The 16,517-nt window shown below is 47.3% G+C and carries 14 protein-coding genes; 13 read left to right on the forward strand and 1 reads right to left on the reverse strand.

The window, feature by feature from the left end:
• Nucleotides 1–164 precede the first annotated feature (164 nt).
• From nudC to CA267_RS11605, 3 genes are all read left to right on the forward strand, one after another.
• Nucleotides 165–992 (forward strand): NAD(+) diphosphatase, encoded by an 828-nt coding sequence (nudC, locus tag CA267_RS11595; RefSeq protein WP_075607334.1) that lies wholly within the window; start codon nucleotides 165–167, stop codon nucleotides 990–992.
• A gap of 244 nt (nucleotides 993–1,236) precedes the next feature.
• Nucleotides 1,237–2,328, forward strand: a complete 1,092-nt coding sequence (hemE, locus tag CA267_RS11600; protein WP_075607333.1) for a uroporphyrinogen decarboxylase — start codon at nucleotides 1,237–1,239, stop codon at nucleotides 2,326–2,328.
• Between the two features lie 16 nt (nucleotides 2,329–2,344).
• On the forward strand, nucleotides 2,345–3,040 hold the full coding sequence (locus CA267_RS11605) for a hypothetical protein (RefSeq protein ID WP_075607332.1): 696 nt from the start codon (nucleotides 2,345–2,347) through the stop codon (nucleotides 3,038–3,040).
• Here CA267_RS11605 and queG read toward each other — a convergent pair.
• The gene (gene queG, locus CA267_RS11610; RefSeq protein WP_075607331.1) at nucleotides 3,023–4,168 is read right to left on the reverse strand and encodes a tRNA epoxyqueuosine(34) reductase QueG; all 1,146 of its coding nucleotides are present in this window, start codon (nucleotides 4,166–4,168) and stop codon (nucleotides 3,023–3,025) included. The genes CA267_RS11605 and queG overlap by 18 nt on opposite strands.
• 6 nt (nucleotides 4,169–4,174) lie before the next feature.
• Here queG and CA267_RS11615 point away from each other — a divergent pair, with 6 nt between their 5' ends.
• The 10 genes from CA267_RS11615 to CA267_RS11660 all read left to right on the forward strand — a co-directional run bounded on the left by CA267_RS11615 (nucleotide 4,175) and on the right by CA267_RS11660 (nucleotide 16,435).
• Nucleotides 4,175–5,674, forward strand: a complete 1,500-nt coding sequence (locus CA267_RS11615) for a bifunctional ADP-dependent NAD(P)H-hydrate dehydratase/NAD(P)H-hydrate epimerase (RefSeq protein ID WP_075607330.1) — start codon at nucleotides 4,175–4,177, stop codon at nucleotides 5,672–5,674.
• A 37-nt stretch (nucleotides 5,675–5,711) separates the two neighbouring features.
• Nucleotides 5,712–6,194 carry a tRNA (adenosine(37)-N6)-threonylcarbamoyltransferase complex ATPase subunit type 1 TsaE gene (tsaE, locus tag CA267_RS11620; protein WP_075607329.1) on the forward strand — a complete coding sequence of 161 codons (483 nt, stop codon included), beginning with the start codon at nucleotides 5,712–5,714 and terminating at the stop codon, nucleotides 6,192–6,194.
• A gap of 62 nt (nucleotides 6,195–6,256) precedes the next feature.
• Nucleotides 6,257–7,591, forward strand: coding sequence for an N-acetylmuramoyl-L-alanine amidase (locus CA267_RS11625; RefSeq protein WP_075607328.1), 1,335 nt, complete (start codon nucleotides 6,257–6,259; stop codon nucleotides 7,589–7,591).
• A 41-nt stretch (nucleotides 7,592–7,632) separates the two neighbouring features.
• Complete coding sequence (gene mutL, locus CA267_RS11630; RefSeq protein ID WP_075607327.1) at nucleotides 7,633–9,348, forward strand: DNA mismatch repair endonuclease MutL; 1,716 nt, start codon at nucleotides 7,633–7,635, stop codon at nucleotides 9,346–9,348.
• 4 nt (nucleotides 9,349–9,352) lie between these two features.
• Nucleotides 9,353–10,288 (forward strand): tRNA (adenosine(37)-N6)-dimethylallyltransferase MiaA, encoded by a 936-nt coding sequence (gene miaA / locus CA267_RS11635; RefSeq protein WP_075607326.1) that lies wholly within the window; start codon nucleotides 9,353–9,355, stop codon nucleotides 10,286–10,288.
• Nucleotides 10,289–10,372: 84 nt separating this feature from the next.
• Complete coding sequence (gene hfq / locus CA267_RS11640) at nucleotides 10,373–10,624, forward strand: RNA chaperone Hfq (protein WP_075607325.1); 252 nt, start codon at nucleotides 10,373–10,375, stop codon at nucleotides 10,622–10,624.
• A 17-nt stretch (nucleotides 10,625–10,641) separates the two neighbouring features.
• Nucleotides 10,642–11,931, forward strand: a complete 1,290-nt coding sequence (hflX, locus tag CA267_RS11645; RefSeq protein WP_075607324.1) for a ribosome rescue GTPase HflX — start codon at nucleotides 10,642–10,644, stop codon at nucleotides 11,929–11,931.
• Between the two features lie 66 nt (nucleotides 11,932–11,997).
• Nucleotides 11,998–13,146: an FtsH protease activity modulator HflK gene (gene hflK / locus CA267_RS11650; RefSeq protein WP_075607323.1), complete on the forward strand. Its 1,149-nt coding sequence runs from the start codon at nucleotides 11,998–12,000 to the stop codon at nucleotides 13,144–13,146.
• Between the two features lie 3 nt (nucleotides 13,147–13,149).
• Nucleotides 13,150–14,037, forward strand: coding sequence for a protease modulator HflC (gene hflC, locus CA267_RS11655; RefSeq protein ID WP_075607322.1), 888 nt, complete (start codon nucleotides 13,150–13,152; stop codon nucleotides 14,035–14,037).
• A gap of 805 nt (nucleotides 14,038–14,842) precedes the next feature.
• Nucleotides 14,843–16,435 carry an AbgT family transporter gene (locus tag CA267_RS11660; protein ID WP_075607321.1) on the forward strand — a complete coding sequence of 531 codons (1,593 nt, stop codon included), beginning with the start codon at nucleotides 14,843–14,845 and terminating at the stop codon, nucleotides 16,433–16,435.
• Nucleotides 16,436–16,517: the final 82 nt, after the last annotated feature.

Here is a 16,517-nt window from a genome sequence, read left to right on the forward strand (position 1 = left end):
CAACTGAACAGCAAGGGCCAATAGGTCCTAGTATAACACTGCATAATCTCTTCACAAACTAACCTTGCACATAGGCAAAGGAAACCTTTTTCTATGTAAAGTTGTGTAAAACCTCATTTTCCTTCTAATATATGGCTGCAAAAGCAGTCACGTAAGCAACAACAATGATGAAAAATATAACGCCCTCACAACTGGCGGGGGCCGCCGGTCAATGGCTTATCTTTGCCAAAGATAAAGTGTTGGTGGAAGCCGGTACCACATCTATTCCCCACAAACCATGGCAGGAGCTGGATTTTCTGCATCATTATGCTTCGGAAGTTCGAGTTTTGCCTCCCTTGGTTGCAACGACGCAAGGTGCTGCCTTACCGGTTTATCTGATAGATATAGGTGCTGAAAATATTGAACAGCCAAAATGGGAAGCGGTTCCTCTACGCACAATACTGATGGCCGGTTCTGATGATGCATTCAGTATCGCAGGCAGGGCGTGGCAGTATATCCATTTTCTACGCACTCATCGCTTTTGCGGTCAATGTGGCGCAGTGACAGAACAGGTAGACTGGGAAATGGCGGTGCACTGTCACGATTGCCACCATCGCAGTTATCCCCGTATATCGCCCTGTATCATTGTAGCGATATATCACCAGGACAGTATTTTACTGGCAAAAAGCGTGCGTCATAAGAATGTAAATCTGTATTCGACCTTAGCCGGCTTTGTGGAAAGCGGTGAAACGTTAGAACATGCTGTGCATCGTGAAGTCATGGAAGAGGTCGGAGTAAAGATAAAAAATCTTTCCTATTTTGGCAGTCAGCCCTGGCCATTTCCTCACTCGCTGATGGCGGGCTACTTAGCAGAGTACGAAAGCGGCGATATCGTTATTGATGATAATGAAATTATTGATGCAAAATGGTTTAAGCTGAGCGACCTGCCGCCAACACCGCCGACTTTATCAATCGCCGGACAATTAATAGAAGCTGTTATAAAGCGAAAATAAAAGACCCTGCCGAAGGAGGGTATAATCAGTTCTTCGGTCTCTTTAACGAGTTTCTTTTAATTTGCAGGTCTATTTGTAGCAAACACTTACACACATAACAAGCGTTCATTTATCAATCGACTCATAAATTGTAAGCGATTCCAAAATAATCCAGCAAAACTAGGTGAATAAGAGCCCGTGACAGAAAAATAATTGATATACTCGCTGACGTATTAAAAGCCATATAATTTGCTGTAGAGGATCTATGTCTGAAAATTCTGTCGGTGCCAGTCAGGCTATACTAAAAAACGATCGCTATTTACGTGCGTTGTTAAAACAACCAGTAGATATCACCCCGGTGTGGATGATGCGCCAGGCAGGTCGTTATCTGCCAGAATATAAGGCTACGCGCGCCGAAGCTGGCGACTTCATGTCGCTATGTAAAAATGCTGAACTGGCCTGTGAAGTAACGCTACAGCCCTTGCGCCGTTTTCCCCTTGACGCTGCTATTTTGTTTTCAGATATTTTGACGATTCCCGATGCGATGGGATTAGGTCTTTATTTTGAGACCGGGGAAGGTCCCAGGTTCAAAAATCCGATTAGCTGCAAAGCTGATGTAGATAAACTGGGGGCGCCGGATCCTGAAGGTGAGCTTCAATATGTCATGAACGCCGTCAGAACTATTCGAAGGGAACTTAAAGGTGAAGTTCCGCTCATCGGTTTCTCCGGCAGTCCATGGACGCTGGCGACTTATATGGTGGAAGGGGGTTCCAGTAAAGCGTTTACTAAAATAAAGAAAATGGCATTTGCTGAGCCCAAAACCTTGCATGCGCTGCTATCCGTTCTGGCTGATTCTGTAACATCCTACTTGAACGCCCAGATCGCTGCGGGCGCACAGTCTGTGATGATTTTCGACACCTGGGGCGGCGTGCTGTCACCGCGAGACTACAAAGACTTTTCGCTGCAATATATGGCGCGTATCGTTGATGGGTTGACGCGGGAAAATGAAGGTCGCAAAGTGCCAGTAACTTTGTTTACCAAAAATGGCGGCATGTGGCTCGAAGCAATTGCCGATACTGGCTGTGACGCAGTGGGACTCGACTGGACTATTGATATTGCCGAAGCAAGAAAGAGAATAGGAGATAAAGTTGCTTTACAAGGCAACATGGATCCGTCAATGTTATATGCTTCTCGCGCTAGAATAGAACAAGAAGTCGCAACCATCCTGCAAGGTTACGGCCAGGGGAGCGGACACGTATTCAATTTAGGTCATGGCATACATCTGGATGTTCCGCCGGAACACGCCGGTGTATTTGTCGACGCAGTTCACCGACTCAGCCAGCCATATCACAAATAATTGAGAGCTGCTTAAGATGAAATCCTGGGTATTGATCCCGCTTGTTGTTTTTATTGCTGTTGCCGGTTATCAGTTTGGTTATTACCGGGCAAAGCTGGAAAACAGCGATGTGGACAAATTGCGCATTTCAGAAGTTATGGAAAAGGGCGAAGCGAGCTTTATGAACGTCGTTCAAGCGCCGTTGCAGGCGGCGGAACTGCCACAAGATATGGATACCGTTGCCCCAGCTCCACCCACAGTGAACACGACGTTATCTACCGACTCAACTGGCGAGCATATTACCGCCGATCCTCTTGCAAATGCGGCGGTAGCCGAACAACCTTCTTTAATTAAATCGGTTGAAGTATTACACGAAGCTGCCAAGGCTGAGCGTGAGCAAAGGCTTTCCCGCAAAGCCTTTGCAGATACTTTTGACGAGAGCCAACTTGATTTGGTAGCAGCTACGCAGATTACTGATTTCTTTGAGTTACACCCGAAAGGTGAGAAGCTTTATTTACACTCTGTACAGTGTGACGGTAGCGAATGTCAGCTAATCGGGCAATTTGAAGGAAATCATGAAGATTTTGATGCTATTGTCGTTGAAATGAAGACGAGTGACTGGTGGAAGTATAGTGGCATTTCCAGTAATACCACTAGTGATGGTGCGATTACACATTTTATCCTGCATCTTACCGGCGAAGGGCAACAAGCTGGGTTAGGCGTCTCTGGGTAGTCCTTTTTCGATAACGCGGGTCAGGCGCAAGGTTTGCCGGCTCGTCGTTTGTTTATTCGTGGCTTGTTTTTGATGTTGCTGCGTTAGTGCCCATTCAATATGTAGACGTACAATTTCATTTGCCTTAACTGCCGCTTTTTTCAACGAGGCAATTATCTGTTCATCATACGACGCGTTTCCCATAGCCACAGCAATGTTCCGCTGCCATTTGGCCCACCCGATACGCCGTATGGGAGAGCCTTCAGTATTGCGAAGAAAAGTTTCTTCATCCCACTCCATTAAGGTAACAAGTGATTGTCCGTGAAGCATTTCGCGCGGATGAAAATCCTCTTGCTCCGTAATGCTGGCAAACCGATTCCAGGGGCAAACCAGCTGGCAGTCGTCACAGCCATAAATACGGTTGCCCATCAATGGCCGCAATTTTTCCGGAATTTCCCCATCGTGTTCTATGGTCAGATAGGAAATGCATTTTCTGGCGTCCACGGTGTAAGGCGCAACAATGGCCTGAGTAGGGCAAATAGTCATACAAGCCGTGCAGCTTCCGCAACCTTCTTCAACGGGACTATCTACCGGTAACGGCAAATTAATAAACAGTTCCCCTAAGAAAAACCACGAACCGCTTTGGCGATTCAGAGTCAGTGAATGCTTACCGGTCCAGCCCAGCCCGGCTTTTTCAGCAATAGCATGTTCCAGAACCGGAGCAGAATCGACGAAGGGGCGAAACTCTGTAGTGCTGAGGGCTGAGGTGATTTTGTCGCCAAGTTGTTTTAGTTTTTTGCGCAGCACTTTGTGATAATCACGCCCCAATGCATAGCGACTGATATAGGCAATGCTATCATTTCCCAGATGGCGGGCAAAAGAGGCGTCGGGCGGAAGGTAATCCATGCTTACACTAATCACTCGCAAAGTACCGGGAACGAGTTCGGCGGGACGCGCACGCTTAGTACCATGTGCCGCCATAAAATGCATATCGCCGTGAAAGCCGTTCTCCAGCCATTGATTCAGATACACTTCATGCTTACTGAGATCAATATCGCTGATACCAACTTGCTGAAAGCCTAGCGCCTTGCCCCAAGCCTTGATATCGTCTACTAATCGTATTAAATCTAATGAACTAATCTTGGACATGCTCAGATGCTGGATACTCAACTCACCACAAGTTTATCATACAAACTGTTTCGCGCCGATCAGGTTCGGGAAAATGAACGTCTGGCTGCAGAGAAAAGTGGCTGCAATATGTTTACGCTGATGCTGCGAGCTGGTGAGGCAGTGTTTCGTCAGTGCCAGTTGTTGTTGCCTCATGCTGAACGCTATCTCGTGCTGGTGGGGCATGGTAATAACGCTGGCGACGGCTACATTGCCGCACTGCAGGCTAAGAAGGCGGGTAAACAGGTGCATGTCTGTGCTGTCGAACCACAGCGTAAGTTAGAAGGCGATGCTGGCGAAGCACAAAAGCGCTGGCGCGAGGGCGGTGGTCAGGTGGAAGCGTTCAGCGCCGCTGTACTGGAAGATGCCAGCCTGGTGATCGATGCATTATTAGGTACCGGAATCAGCAGCAGTATTCGCAATGAATTTGCAGACATCATTGATGCCGTCAATGCAGCTGAGAAACCGGTGGTCAGTGTTGATGTGCCGTCAGGATTGGACGCCAACACCGGGCAGTCTCTGGGGCGTTGCGTAGAAGCCAGTGTGACGGTGACTTTTGTGGGAATCAAACCGGGACTGACCACAGGGGCAGGCAAACAATCCTGCGGTACACTGGTCTATGAAGATTTAGGAATTGGTAGAGCCTTCAGTGAGCTGGCCCGCTCCAGCGCGACACTACTGGATATCGAGCAATTCAGGAGCATGGGTCCAAGAGACGTGCATAGCCATAAAGGAACGTATGGACGTCTGTTATGCGTTGGGGGAAACAAGGGGACTGCAGGGGCGATTCGGTTGAGCAGCGAAGCGGCGTTACGCAGTGGTGCTGGAATGGTAAGAGTGTTTGTTCATGAAGGTTCTACCGTACAGGTGAGCGCAGGGCGACCAGAATTAATGGTAACGGACGAAAAACTGGAAGAGGCGCTTAAATGGGCAACCTGTGTGGTGATAGGGCCGGGTCTGGGGCAGGATGAGTGGGGGGAGCAGGTGTTCACCACCGTAATGAAACATTGTCAGGCGCATCCCAAACCTATGGTTATTGATGCCGATGCTTTGAATTTGCTGGGGAAGCAATCAACTGCGTACACAATTAACGATTGTATTCTCACGCCACATGCGGGAGAGGCAGCGCGGTTACTAGGGGTTTCAGTGGAAGATGTGGAATCAGAAAGGTTCAATTATGCCCGCCAATGTTCTCAGCGTTACCACGCCACCTGCGTACTGAAAGGAGCCGGTACTATCATTGATAATGAAAGCAAAACCTGGGTATGCCGACACGGCAATCCGGGTATGGCAACGGCGGGCAGTGGCGATGTGTTGAGCGGTATTCTGGGAGCGCTGTTGGCCCAGGGGCTGGATAAAGACACAGCTTCTACCTACGGCGTCACGCTACATGGTAAAGCCGGTGACGAAGTCGCTCGCCTTCATGGACAACGTGGTATGATTGCCAGCGACTTATTTGACTCAGTTCGTGTACTCATCAATCAGTAACGCTGGTTGAAAGTATTGTCAGCGGAATTATACGATTATGTCTTATCCCCAAAGTTCTTTTTTTGCAGCATCGCCGGAAGATACTGCGCGCCTGGCCGAAGATTTGTCTTCGGCGTTAACTCAGCTACTCCCGGCAGGCGTAGTAATTTTTTTGGAAGGCGAACTGGGCGCAGGTAAAACTACCTTCAGCCGTTATTTTATTCAGTCGCTGGGCCACACCGGCAACGTGAAAAGCCCTACTTATACACTGGTTGAACCTTACGAATTAGAAGGGGTCGTAGTTTATCATTTTGATCTTTATCGTCTCTCTGATCCGGAAGAACTGGAATATATGGGGGTAAGAGATTATTTTCGAGATAACGCCATATGCCTGGTCGAATGGCCAGAAAAGGGGGGGCAGAGCTTGGCAAAAGCAGATTTAGTGATTAGTATAAGTTCAATGCGAGAAGGACGTCGGTTTACTATAGAGGCCTTGAGTACAAAGGGCACGAAGTTACTTCAGTTGTGTAAGCGGGTTTAACGTCAAATAAAACTGAATTATTAAAATAAAAAATTACACGACGCAATCCATAAAGGCGAAGTATGTTGCGCTATACCATCTCCACAGTTTGTTTGTGGCTTTTTGCAGTCAGTGCGTTTGCCGCACAAAATCATATTGGTGGGTTACGGATTTCGCCATCAGCAGATAATACACGAATTGTGCTGGATTTAGCGCAGGCGCCTGAATTTACCTACTTTTCCCTGACTAATCCCCACCGTCTTGTCATCGATCTTGCCGCTACTGATGATAGCGCCGATCTCAGTACCGATGATGACACCGGTAAACTTGTGCGGCGAATACGGTATTCCACGCCCAAAAATAGTCAGTCAGCGAGACTGGTTATTGATTTAACCAGAGACGCTAAGCCAAATATTTTCGCTATTCCTCCCGATGGGCCTTATGGTCATCGGCTGGTCGTTGATCTCGCGGATTCAAGCCCCTCAGGTTCTTCAGAATCCAGCTCTGGCGTATTGATTGATAGCGTAAATAATAAACGAGACCGGGACATTATTATAGCCATAGATGCTGGTCATGGCGGCAATGATCCTGGATCGATTGGCCCTGCAGGTACCTATGAAAAGCGAATTACGTTAAGTATCGCAAAAGAGCTGGAAGCGTTGGTAAACGCTGAAAAGGGTATGCGAGCGGTCATGATTCGCTCAGGTGATTATTATATTTATCCAACCAAGCGCCCCGAAATTGCGCGGCAAAAGAAAGCAGACCTGCTCATTTCCATTCATGCTGACGCGTTTAGCCAGCCGGAGCCCCGAGGCGGCTCCGTCTGGGTTTTATCTATGCGACGGGCGGATTCTGAACTTGGTCGCTGGCTGGAAAAGACTGAGCGGCACTCAGAACTTTTAGGTGGTGCGGCTGAAGTAATTTCCGATAATGCCAGCGAGCGCTATCTCGCTGAAACCATTTTAGGACTTTCAATGGATCATTCTATGTCCGCCAGTTACGCGCTCAGCCAGAATGTACTCTCAGAAATGCGTACCGTTACGCCTCTGCACAAACGTGCGCCTCAGGCGGCCAGCTTTGCCGTACTCACTGCGCCGGATATTCCGTCGATTCTCGTCGAAGTCGGTTTTATCTCCAATCCGCAGGAAGAGAAAAATTTAAACTGGAGCACCCACCGCCAGCGTCTGGCCAGAGCAATGTTTAATGCCGCCAAAAGCTACTTCATGCAAGTCCCTCCGGATGGTACACTGTGGGCCTCGCTTAAAGAGCGAAATCGCACCCACAGAGTGCGCAGTGGGGAATCGTTGTCATTGCTGGCACAGCGTTATAATGTAAAAGTCAGCAGCATTAAAGAAGCGAATAATCTGCGTACTGATGTGGTGAGAATCGGCCAGGTGCTGACAATACCCAGTACCTGACCACGAATTCCAGGTCCCATCACCAATTACAGGATTCTGCTTTGGCCATACAACTCTTGCCGCCGCGACTGGCGAACCAGATAGCTGCTGGTGAAGTTGTCGAACGCCCAGCCTCTGTAGTCAAAGAACTTCTTGAGAATAGTTTAGACGCCGGGGCAACAAAAATTGAGCTGGATATAGAGAAAGGCGGTCACAAACGTATCCGTCTGCGAGACAACGGCGCGGGTATTGTTAAAGATGAGCTTGAACTTGCGCTTAGTCGCCATGCCACCAGTAAAATAGCAACATTAAATGATCTTGACCGCATTCTCTCGCTGGGTTTCCGGGGCGAAGCCCTCGCCAGTATCAGTTCAGTCAGCCGGCTGGTATTAACCTCAAAGCCCGTTGCCCAGGAGCAAGCCTGGCAGGCGTGCTGCGAAGGCCGGGAAATGTCTGTGGTTGTAAGTCCAGCAGCCCATCCTGATGGCACCACTATTGATGTGGCTGACTTATTTTACAATACCCCGGCAAGACGAAAATTTCTTCGTACGGAAAAAACTGAATTTCAGCATATAGAAGATGTCGTCAAGCGCATAGCGCTTAGCCATCCTCACGTTACCTGCGTTTTGCGTCATAACGGTAAGCCTGTAAAGCGGTTTCCCGGCGTCAGTCAGGATAATTACCCGCAGCGTATTGCTGCTGTTGTGGGTCAGCGGTTTATCGATAACGCAGTGTATATTGCGATTGAGCATCAGGGGATGAAAATCCAGGCTTGGCTTGGCAATGAAAATGCCATGCGCAGCAGCACTGATTGTCAATTTAGTTTTGTCAATGGCAGAGGAATGCGGGATAAATTAATTCTGCATGCTATTCGACAGGCATATGAGAGCGTTTTAGGGGTGCTGGAGCAACCTTCTTTCGTTTTCTATTTTGACATTGACCCCTACGAAGTGGATGTAAATGTGCATCCCGCCAAGCATGAAGTTCGCTTCCAGCAAAGCCGTCTTGTGCACGATTTTATTTGTAAGGCTGTTTGTGATGCGTTGGCTCCTGAACATTCCGATTTTGCCGAAAAAGCCAGGCCGGCGCCTCAGCATGATTATATTCGACCTCTGCAATCCGTTCGGCCTGTTGAGGAGAAAATCGCCGACAGGCAGAGCGCGTATCGTGCAGAAGGAACATTTAAGACTACCAGTGCATCGCCTGCAACGAGAAATGAAAAACAATACCAACAAAATTATCTGTCGTTGATGTCGGCGAATTCCGACATCGCTCAACCAGAAATAGAAAGTGCCAACGCGCTACAGCTTTCTGCAGATTGGCGAATTTATCATGATAAAGTTGATTGCTGGCTGATTAGCATAGCGCCTATACTGACACAGTGGCTAATAAACATTCTAAGTGCGGCGAGTACTTCTCAGCCTTTACTGATGCCGGTAGCCGTAAAGGCTGAAAATGTCTGCGAAGCCACATTGAGTACTTTACAACAAGCACATTTTGAAGTTGGTAAGGTAGCCGGTAAGTATCGCCTACAGCAAGTGCCAGCAGGATGCCGTCACTTACCCTGGATGACATTATTTCCTGCAATGTTAAATGCTGAAGTAGATAGTGTTGCTGCTCTTTGTCAGCATCTTGAAGCCACTCATGTCACCTGGCCTGAAGGCGTAAAAGCTACGGTATGGGAGTGGTTAGAGACACAATCGGCAGAGCAACGCTGGGAGTGGGTTAAAAAAACAGGCAAAACCCGCTCTCTCCAAGAACTGGTTGACTGGTGGTGAGGTTATGACACCTGAAGGCAAAGATACGTTACCTGTAATAGCCTTAATGGGCCCTACCGCGTCGGGAAAAACCGGTTTGGCTCTGTCACTGGCGCAGCACATTGATTGTGAAATTATCAGCGTAGATTCTGCTTTGGTATACCGCGGTTTAAACATTGGTACGGCTAAGCCTACATCAGAGGAAATGTCTGCGGTGAGGCACTGGCTCGTTGATATTATTGACCCGGCAGAGAGTTATTCAGTAGCGCAATTTTGTACTGATGCAATTAGGCTTATTGCCGACATTCAGGCGCGCAATAAAGTGCCGGTGCTCGTAGGGGGCACAATGATGTACTTTAATGCCTTGATAAATGGCATTTCGCCCTTACCTAAGTCAGACGAAGTCGTTAGAGAGCAGATAAGTCGGGAAGCTGGCGAGAAAGGATGGACAGCGCTTCACCAGGAACTGGGTCGGATTGATCCCATCAGTGCTGCGCGAATCCATCCGAATGATCCGCAAAGATTGCTACGAGCACTGGAAGTGTACCGCAGCTCTGGAAAAACACTGACTCACTGGCAATCGCAGCAAAACACAGTATGTCCCTTTGAAATCACGCAATTTGCCATTGCACCAGAGGATCGGGCGGTATTACATAAACGTATTGCCACGCGCTTCGATCTAATGCTGGAAGCGGGATTTATTGACGAAGTAAAAAAACTTTATCGTCGTGGTGATCTTCATGAAGATTTACCTTCTATACGTTCTGTAGGCTACAGACAAGCGTGGCAGTATCTGGATGACCAGTTGAGCTATGCACAGATGCGAGAGAAAGGTATTATAGCAACCCGTCAATTGGCCAAGCGGCAGTTAACGTGGTTACGGGGTTGGCAGTCTCTGTGCTGGCTAGAGACCTTTGCTAAAGATAATTTGACTAAAGTATTAGCAAAAGTCACACTTTGAAGGTTCGAGTGTGGTATACATTAAGGCGCGGTGGCATCCTGGTTCGGGTTTGTCATGGGAAATAATAAAAACTAAGGATATCAAATGGCTAAAGGGCAATCACTACAAGACCCATTTCTTAATGCGTTACGCAAGGAACGTATACCTGTGTCCATTTATCTCGTCAATGGCATTAAGTTACAAGGGCAGGTTGAATCTTTCGACCAGTTTGTCATTTTGTTAAAAAACACGGTAAGCCAAATGGTTTACAAACATGCTATCTCGACGGTCGTACCGTCGCGTGCAATCACAATGCCCACCACCCAAGGGGACGCTGAAAATAATAAAGGTGAATAATATCAAAGGTATCGCGTTTGTTTGACCGTTACGAAGCCGGTGAACAGGCTGTCCTTGTTCATGTGAATTTTGCTGACGAGAGCAGCAAAGAAGATCTGGCCGAACTGGAACTATTAGTTTCTTCTGCAGGTGTGAATGCGGTAGATGTGCTTACGACATCGCGCAGTGCTCCCCATGCTAAATATTTTGTTGGTTCCGGTAAAGCTGAAGAAATCGCAGCCTCTGTTAAGGCGCATGATGCCAATGTAGTTATCTTTAATCATGCGCTTTCGCCTTCTCAGGAGCGAAATTTAGAAGCTATTTGCAAATGTAGGGTTCTAGACCGCACCGGTCTTATCCTAGACATCTTTGCGCAACGTGCACGTACACACGAAGGTAAGCTTCAGGTAGAGCTTGCGCAGTTGCGTCACATTTCAACTCGATTAATCCGCGGATGGACTCACCTTGAAAGACAAAAAGGTGGAATTGGTCTGCGGGGGCCTGGCGAAACCCAGCTTGAAACCGACCGCCGTTTGCTCCGGGGCCGGATTAAGTCTATCCTTCGCCGTCTGGAAAAAGTACAAAAACAACGGGAGCAAGGGCGTAGATCCCGTAAGCGCGCAGAAATTCCGACTGTATCATTAGTCGGGTACACCAACGCAGGTAAGTCGACACTGTTTAATCAAATTACCAATGCTCATGTGTATGCTGCGGACCAGCTTTTTGCTACATTGGATCCAACATTGCGAAAGCTTGATTTGCAAGATGTTGGGCCAGCAATACTGGCAGATACTGTAGGTTTTATCCGCCATTTGCCTCATGATTTGGTAGCCGCATTTAAAGCTACATTGCAAGAAACTCAGGAAGCGGATTTGTTGCTTCACGTAGTAGATGTGGCGGATGCAAATTATCTTGCCACCATGGATGAAGTTAATACGGTTTTGGAAGAAATCGAGGCTGACGATATTCAGCAACTCATTATCTGTAACAAGATTGATAAACTCGAAGAAGTCGAGTCACGTATAGATAGAGATGAAGAAGGTACTCCTATACGAGTATGGCTTTCAGCTCAGACTGGTGAAGGTACTGATCTGCTTACGCAGGCGTTAACAGATTGTCTGGCAAAGAGCATGGTCAGTTATACTTTACGCATACCGCCTGCACAAAGCCGATTGCGTGGAGTTTTATACGAATTAAACTGTATTGCCAATGAAATGTATGATGCAGACGGAGACTGGGTGGTGGATGTGAAAATGCCCACCGCAGATTGGAACCGTCTGGAAAAAAGGCTAGATGAAGGGCTGTCTGGCTATATTATAAATCATTAGTCAACGCGCATTTAATGCGACGACAACGGTAATTTACTCATCAATAACCACTTATGGAGTAACAGCATGGCTTGGAATGAGCCGGGTGGCAAAAATAATGACCCCTGGAAGAACCGGGGCGGTCGCGATCAGGGGCCCCCAGATTTGGACGATGTGTTCAAGAATTTATTCGGCAAATTTGGCAAAATGGGCGGCGGTAAAGGCGGCTCAGGCAAAAGCGTTGGCAAGTTTGGTATTCTCTTGGTTATCGGTTTACTGGTAGTTATCTGGATCATAAGTGGTTTCTATACTATTCGTGAAGCTGAGCGTGGTGTGGTATTACGTTTTGGTGAGTATTACCAGCAAGTCGAACCGGGCTTGCGCTGGAAGCCAACATTTATTGATTCGGTTATTCCGGTGGATGTGCAATCTATTCGCGATCAGGCATCTTCTGGCTCTATGTTAACTGAAGACGAAAACGTAGTAAGAGTGCAGATGGAAATGCAGTACCGAGTCGTAGATCCTTACCGTTGGACTTACGCGGTAGCGGATCCACAAACCAGCTTGAGCCAAGCGCTTGATAGCGCTATTCGTTACGTCGTTGGTCACTCTACCATGGATAACGTGCTTACCGATGGTCGTGAAGCGACGCGCCAGCGTGTATGGGAAGAGTTGCAGGCAATTTTAGAACCTTATGATTTAGGTGTGTCTATCATTGATATGAACTTTCGTGATGCCCGTCCGCCGGAAGAGGTAAAAGATGCTTTTGACGACGCGATTGCCGCGCAGGAGGATGAGCAACGTTTTATTCGTGAAGCTGAAGCCTATGCCCGAGAAATTGAACCTCGCGCCCGTGGACAGGCAAACCGAATGAACGAAGAAGCACAGGCTTATAAAGAGCAGATAATTTTGGAAGCTCAGGGTGAAGTAGCCCGATTTGAAGAGTTATTACCGCAATATAATAAAGCCCCTCAAGTTACCCGTGATCGTATTTATCTGGAAACGATGGAAAGCATCTTCTCGCGCACCAGCAAAATACTGGTCGACACCAAAAACGGTAATAACATGATGTATTTGCCTCTCGATAAGATGATGGACAAACAAAATAGTACAGCGCCAGTGCGCTCAAGAAGTACACTTGAAGGTCTGCAAAATCCGATAGAAATTGAAAGCCCGAATTCCACAACCAATAGTCCGGGATTACGCAATGATAGCTTTCGTGACGGTAGGAGGTAAGCCATGAAAAATCTAATAATTGCTGTAATTGTTGTGCTTGCATTATTGGCTACAGGATCGCTGTTTGTTGTTCGGGAAGGCGAGCGAGCAATCGTCATTCAGTTCGGTAAAGTACAGCGAGACGATGAATCAGGTGAGACACGGGTTTTTGATCCAGGTTTGCATTTTAAATTACCATTCATTGATTCGGTTAAACATTTTGATGCCCGCATCCAAACTTTAGATGATGCGCCTGACAGATTCGTTACCACCGAGAAGAAAGACCTTATCGTTGATTCCTATGTAAAATGGAAAATTAATGACTTTGCACGTTATTATCTGTCTACTGGCGGTAATAGACTGCAAGCTGAAGCGCTACTTAAGCAGAAGGTAAACAACGGGCTAAGGTCTGAATTCGGTAATCGCACAATTAATCAGATTGTTTCTGGCGAACGTTCGGCATTAATGAGCCAAGCTATGGAGCAAGCTTCTACTTCTTCCAGTGAATTGGGTATAGAAATTGTCGACGTGCGTGTTAAGCAGATAAACTTGCCAACGGAGGTGAGCAACTCTATTTTCCAACGTATGCGTGCAGAACGCGCAGGTGTGGCGAGAGAGCATCGCTCAGAAGGTAAGGAACAAGCCGAAGTGCTACGTGCAGACATTGATGCAAAAGTTACCGTAATGCTTGCCGATGCTGAACGCAACGCACGTCAGGTACGTGGTGAAGGTGATGCAATTGCTGCCGAGATATATGCTGACACTTATTCTAAGAGTCCAGATTTCTTTAGTTTCCTTCGCAGTATGGATGCCTACAGAGCTAGCTTTAACAATAAGCAAGATGTGCTTGTGGTGTCTCCGGAAACAGAGTTCTTCCGCTTTATGAATGGACAGAACGGCAAAGGCAATTAGTCGTGTAGCCACTTTCGTATTAATACGAAGAGATAAGCAACGCCGGCGCTGTAGTTAATTGCGGTCGCGCAAAGCACAAAAATCCGATGTTCATACGAGCATCGGATTTTTTATGTACAGAACGTTATTAGTTTACGTGGGGCGAGTTCGAAGCTGCGCCATTAGGACGTCATTGAATCTCTGATAACAACTAATCCGCATTAATTAAGAGGATTTCTCTATCTCTGAGCTGATCACACATTTGTTTGGATTTACATACGGCCTTCAGCACTCGTTCGTTAATCTATTTTCGCTGCGGATTAGTATTCCTGCTGTCAGGTACAGATAACTTCCTGAAAGCAGAAATGCGATAAAGAGCGCTGTAGTATTGTGGCAGATGACTGAGAATAAGTAACTGATATTAAACGATTTACATTACTCATTTCCGCTTACTCATCTCGGCCCTTAGCGCCGAATTTGTCTTCATCTACAATGTAACTGCTGGCGCAAAATCGCTTAGGTGTAAAAAGTGAATGTTTTATAAAACTGCTTATTTATTTCGAATTGCAAAGCCTTATTGGACAAGGCATTTAAGTAAAGCTCTATTGAGAAACAGATAAATTCCACCCATGGCAGCCATTTACTTAGATTATCTAGAGTTAATGGGCGATCCTGCTCCATAAGGTGCCAACAGGACAAATTTTCAGGTAAACTGCGCTGGCACTAACGAATATACAGAAAACTTTCTGCAACGAGAAAAAAATGAATCTTCGTCATCAGAGCGAAGCCGTGGCAAGAAAGTCATAAAACGACAGAGGAACAAAACGTGTCTCACAACAATCAGGATTCTGCTTCACAAAGCGGAAACGGTGGCTTATTCTCGCGATTTCTGGCCACCGTAGAATGGCTGGGTAACTTATTGCCTCACCCCGTCACCTTATTCGCATTGCTTTCGCTTTTTATCGTGTTGCTAAGCGGTGTGCTCGGCTACTTCGACGTGGCAGTAGCGGATCCAAGACCGGAAGGCGCTAAAGGGCGCGCGGCAGATGGATGGATTGAGGTAATCTCACTGATGAGTGCGGAGGGTCTGCAACGCATCGTTACCGGTCTGGTCACCAACTTTACAGGATTTGCCCCTTTAGGCACGGTATTGGTTGCTCTACTCGGTGTGTCTGTTGCGGAACATTCAGGGTTGCTTTCCACCGCAATGCGAGCGCTGGTAATGAACGCATCTAAAAGATCTGTGACGTTTACCATCGTTTTTGCGGGAATTATTTCGAATACCGCTTCTGAACTAGGCTATGTGGTATTGATTCCTTTAGCAGCAATGATATTTCATTCTCTGGGTCGTCATCCGTTAGCGGGTCTTGCTGCAGCATTCGCTGGCGTATCCGCCGGCTATAGCGCCAATCTCCTGCTAGGGACTGTGGACCCTTTGCTCTCAGGCATTACTGAAGCCGCTGCTCACATGGTTGATCCGGAGTACTCGGTAGGACCAGAGGTAAACTGGTATTTCATGTTCATCAGCACATTTGTTATTGCCATTATGGGCGCTATGGTGACTGAAAAAGTCGTTGAGCCCAGACTCGGCAAATACGATGAATCAGGTGCATCAACCACATTGGAAAAGCAATCAATGCAACCGCCTTCAGCAAATGAAAAGCGAGCGCTGCTTTGGGCTGGCGTTGCTTTCGCTGCGGTGTGCGCGTTATTGGCGTTAACCGTCGTGCCTGAAAACGGTATATTACGTAATCCAGAAACAGGAGAAGTGGCGGGTTCGCCTTTCTTAAAAGGGATTGTCGCGTTTATATTTATCACATTTGCTGTGCCCGGGTTTGTGTATGGGAAATTAGCCGGCACCATGAAAAATGACCGTGACGTCATTGACGCAATGTCTAAAAGTATGGGAGCGATGGGGTTGTATATCACCCTGGTGTTCTTCGCTGCTCAGTTCGTGGCGTTTTTTAATTGGACAAATTTGGGTACCGTACTTGCTGTAAAAGGTGCCACTCTGCTGAAAGCGATGGGACTAGACGGCCCTGAAGTGTTCATTATCTTTATTTTAATGTGCGGCATAGTCAATCTTTCATTAGGAAGTGCGTCAGCGCAGTGGGCGGTAACAGCGCCAATTTTCGTGCCTATGTTGATGCTTATCGGATTTGCCCCGGAAGTGATTCAGGCTGCATACAGAATCGGCGATTCTGTCACCAATGTAATTTCTCCTATGATGAGCTATTTCGGTTTGATTCTGGCGATGGCAGCTCGTTATCAGAAGAACATTGGAATGGGGACGTTAATCGCGACCATGCTACCTTACTCCTTAGTGTTTATGGTGGGATGGACAGTCCTTTTTTATGTATGGGTGTTCTTCTTTGGTATGCCAGTGGGTCCCGGAGCTGCAACTTACTACCAGCCCTAATACCAGTACAGCGGTGCATGCGCACCGTCTCCGCACCAGCGTGACTTTCCAATTCAATTTTTCAATTGAGGTAATCTTGATT

The sequence above is a fragment of the Alteromonas pelagimontana genome, assembly GCF_002499975.2.
Lineage (GTDB): Bacteria > Pseudomonadota > Gammaproteobacteria > Enterobacterales > Alteromonadaceae > Alteromonas > Alteromonas pelagimontana.

Excerpts from the sequence above, each read along its gene's own strand:
- hflK (WP_075607323.1), top strand. The coding sequence starts at position 11,998 with ATGGCTTGGAATGAGCCGGGTGGCAAAAATAATGACCCCTGGAAGAAC.
- hflC (WP_075607322.1), top strand. The coding sequence starts at position 13,150 with ATGAAAAATCTAATAATTGCTGTAATTGTTGTGCTTGCATTATTGGCT.
- hfq (WP_075607325.1), top strand. The coding sequence starts at position 10,373 with ATGGCTAAAGGGCAATCACTACAAGACCCATTTCTTAATGCGTTACGC.
- queG (WP_075607331.1), bottom strand. The coding sequence starts at position 4,168 with ATGTCCAAGATTAGTTCATTAGATTTAATACGATTAGTAGACGATATC.
- CA267_RS11605 (WP_075607332.1), top strand. The coding sequence starts at position 2,345 with ATGAAATCCTGGGTATTGATCCCGCTTGTTGTTTTTATTGCTGTTGCC.
- tsaE (WP_075607329.1), top strand. The coding sequence starts at position 5,712 with ATGTCTTATCCCCAAAGTTCTTTTTTTGCAGCATCGCCGGAAGATACT.
- hemE (WP_075607333.1), top strand. The coding sequence starts at position 1,237 with ATGTCTGAAAATTCTGTCGGTGCCAGTCAGGCTATACTAAAAAACGAT.
- nudC (WP_075607334.1), top strand. The coding sequence starts at position 165 with ATGATGAAAAATATAACGCCCTCACAACTGGCGGGGGCCGCCGGTCAA.
- CA267_RS11615 (WP_075607330.1), top strand. The coding sequence starts at position 4,175 with ATGCTGGATACTCAACTCACCACAAGTTTATCATACAAACTGTTTCGC.
- miaA (WP_075607326.1), top strand. The coding sequence starts at position 9,353 with ATGACACCTGAAGGCAAAGATACGTTACCTGTAATAGCCTTAATGGGC.
- CA267_RS11625 (WP_075607328.1), top strand. The coding sequence starts at position 6,257 with ATGTTGCGCTATACCATCTCCACAGTTTGTTTGTGGCTTTTTGCAGTC.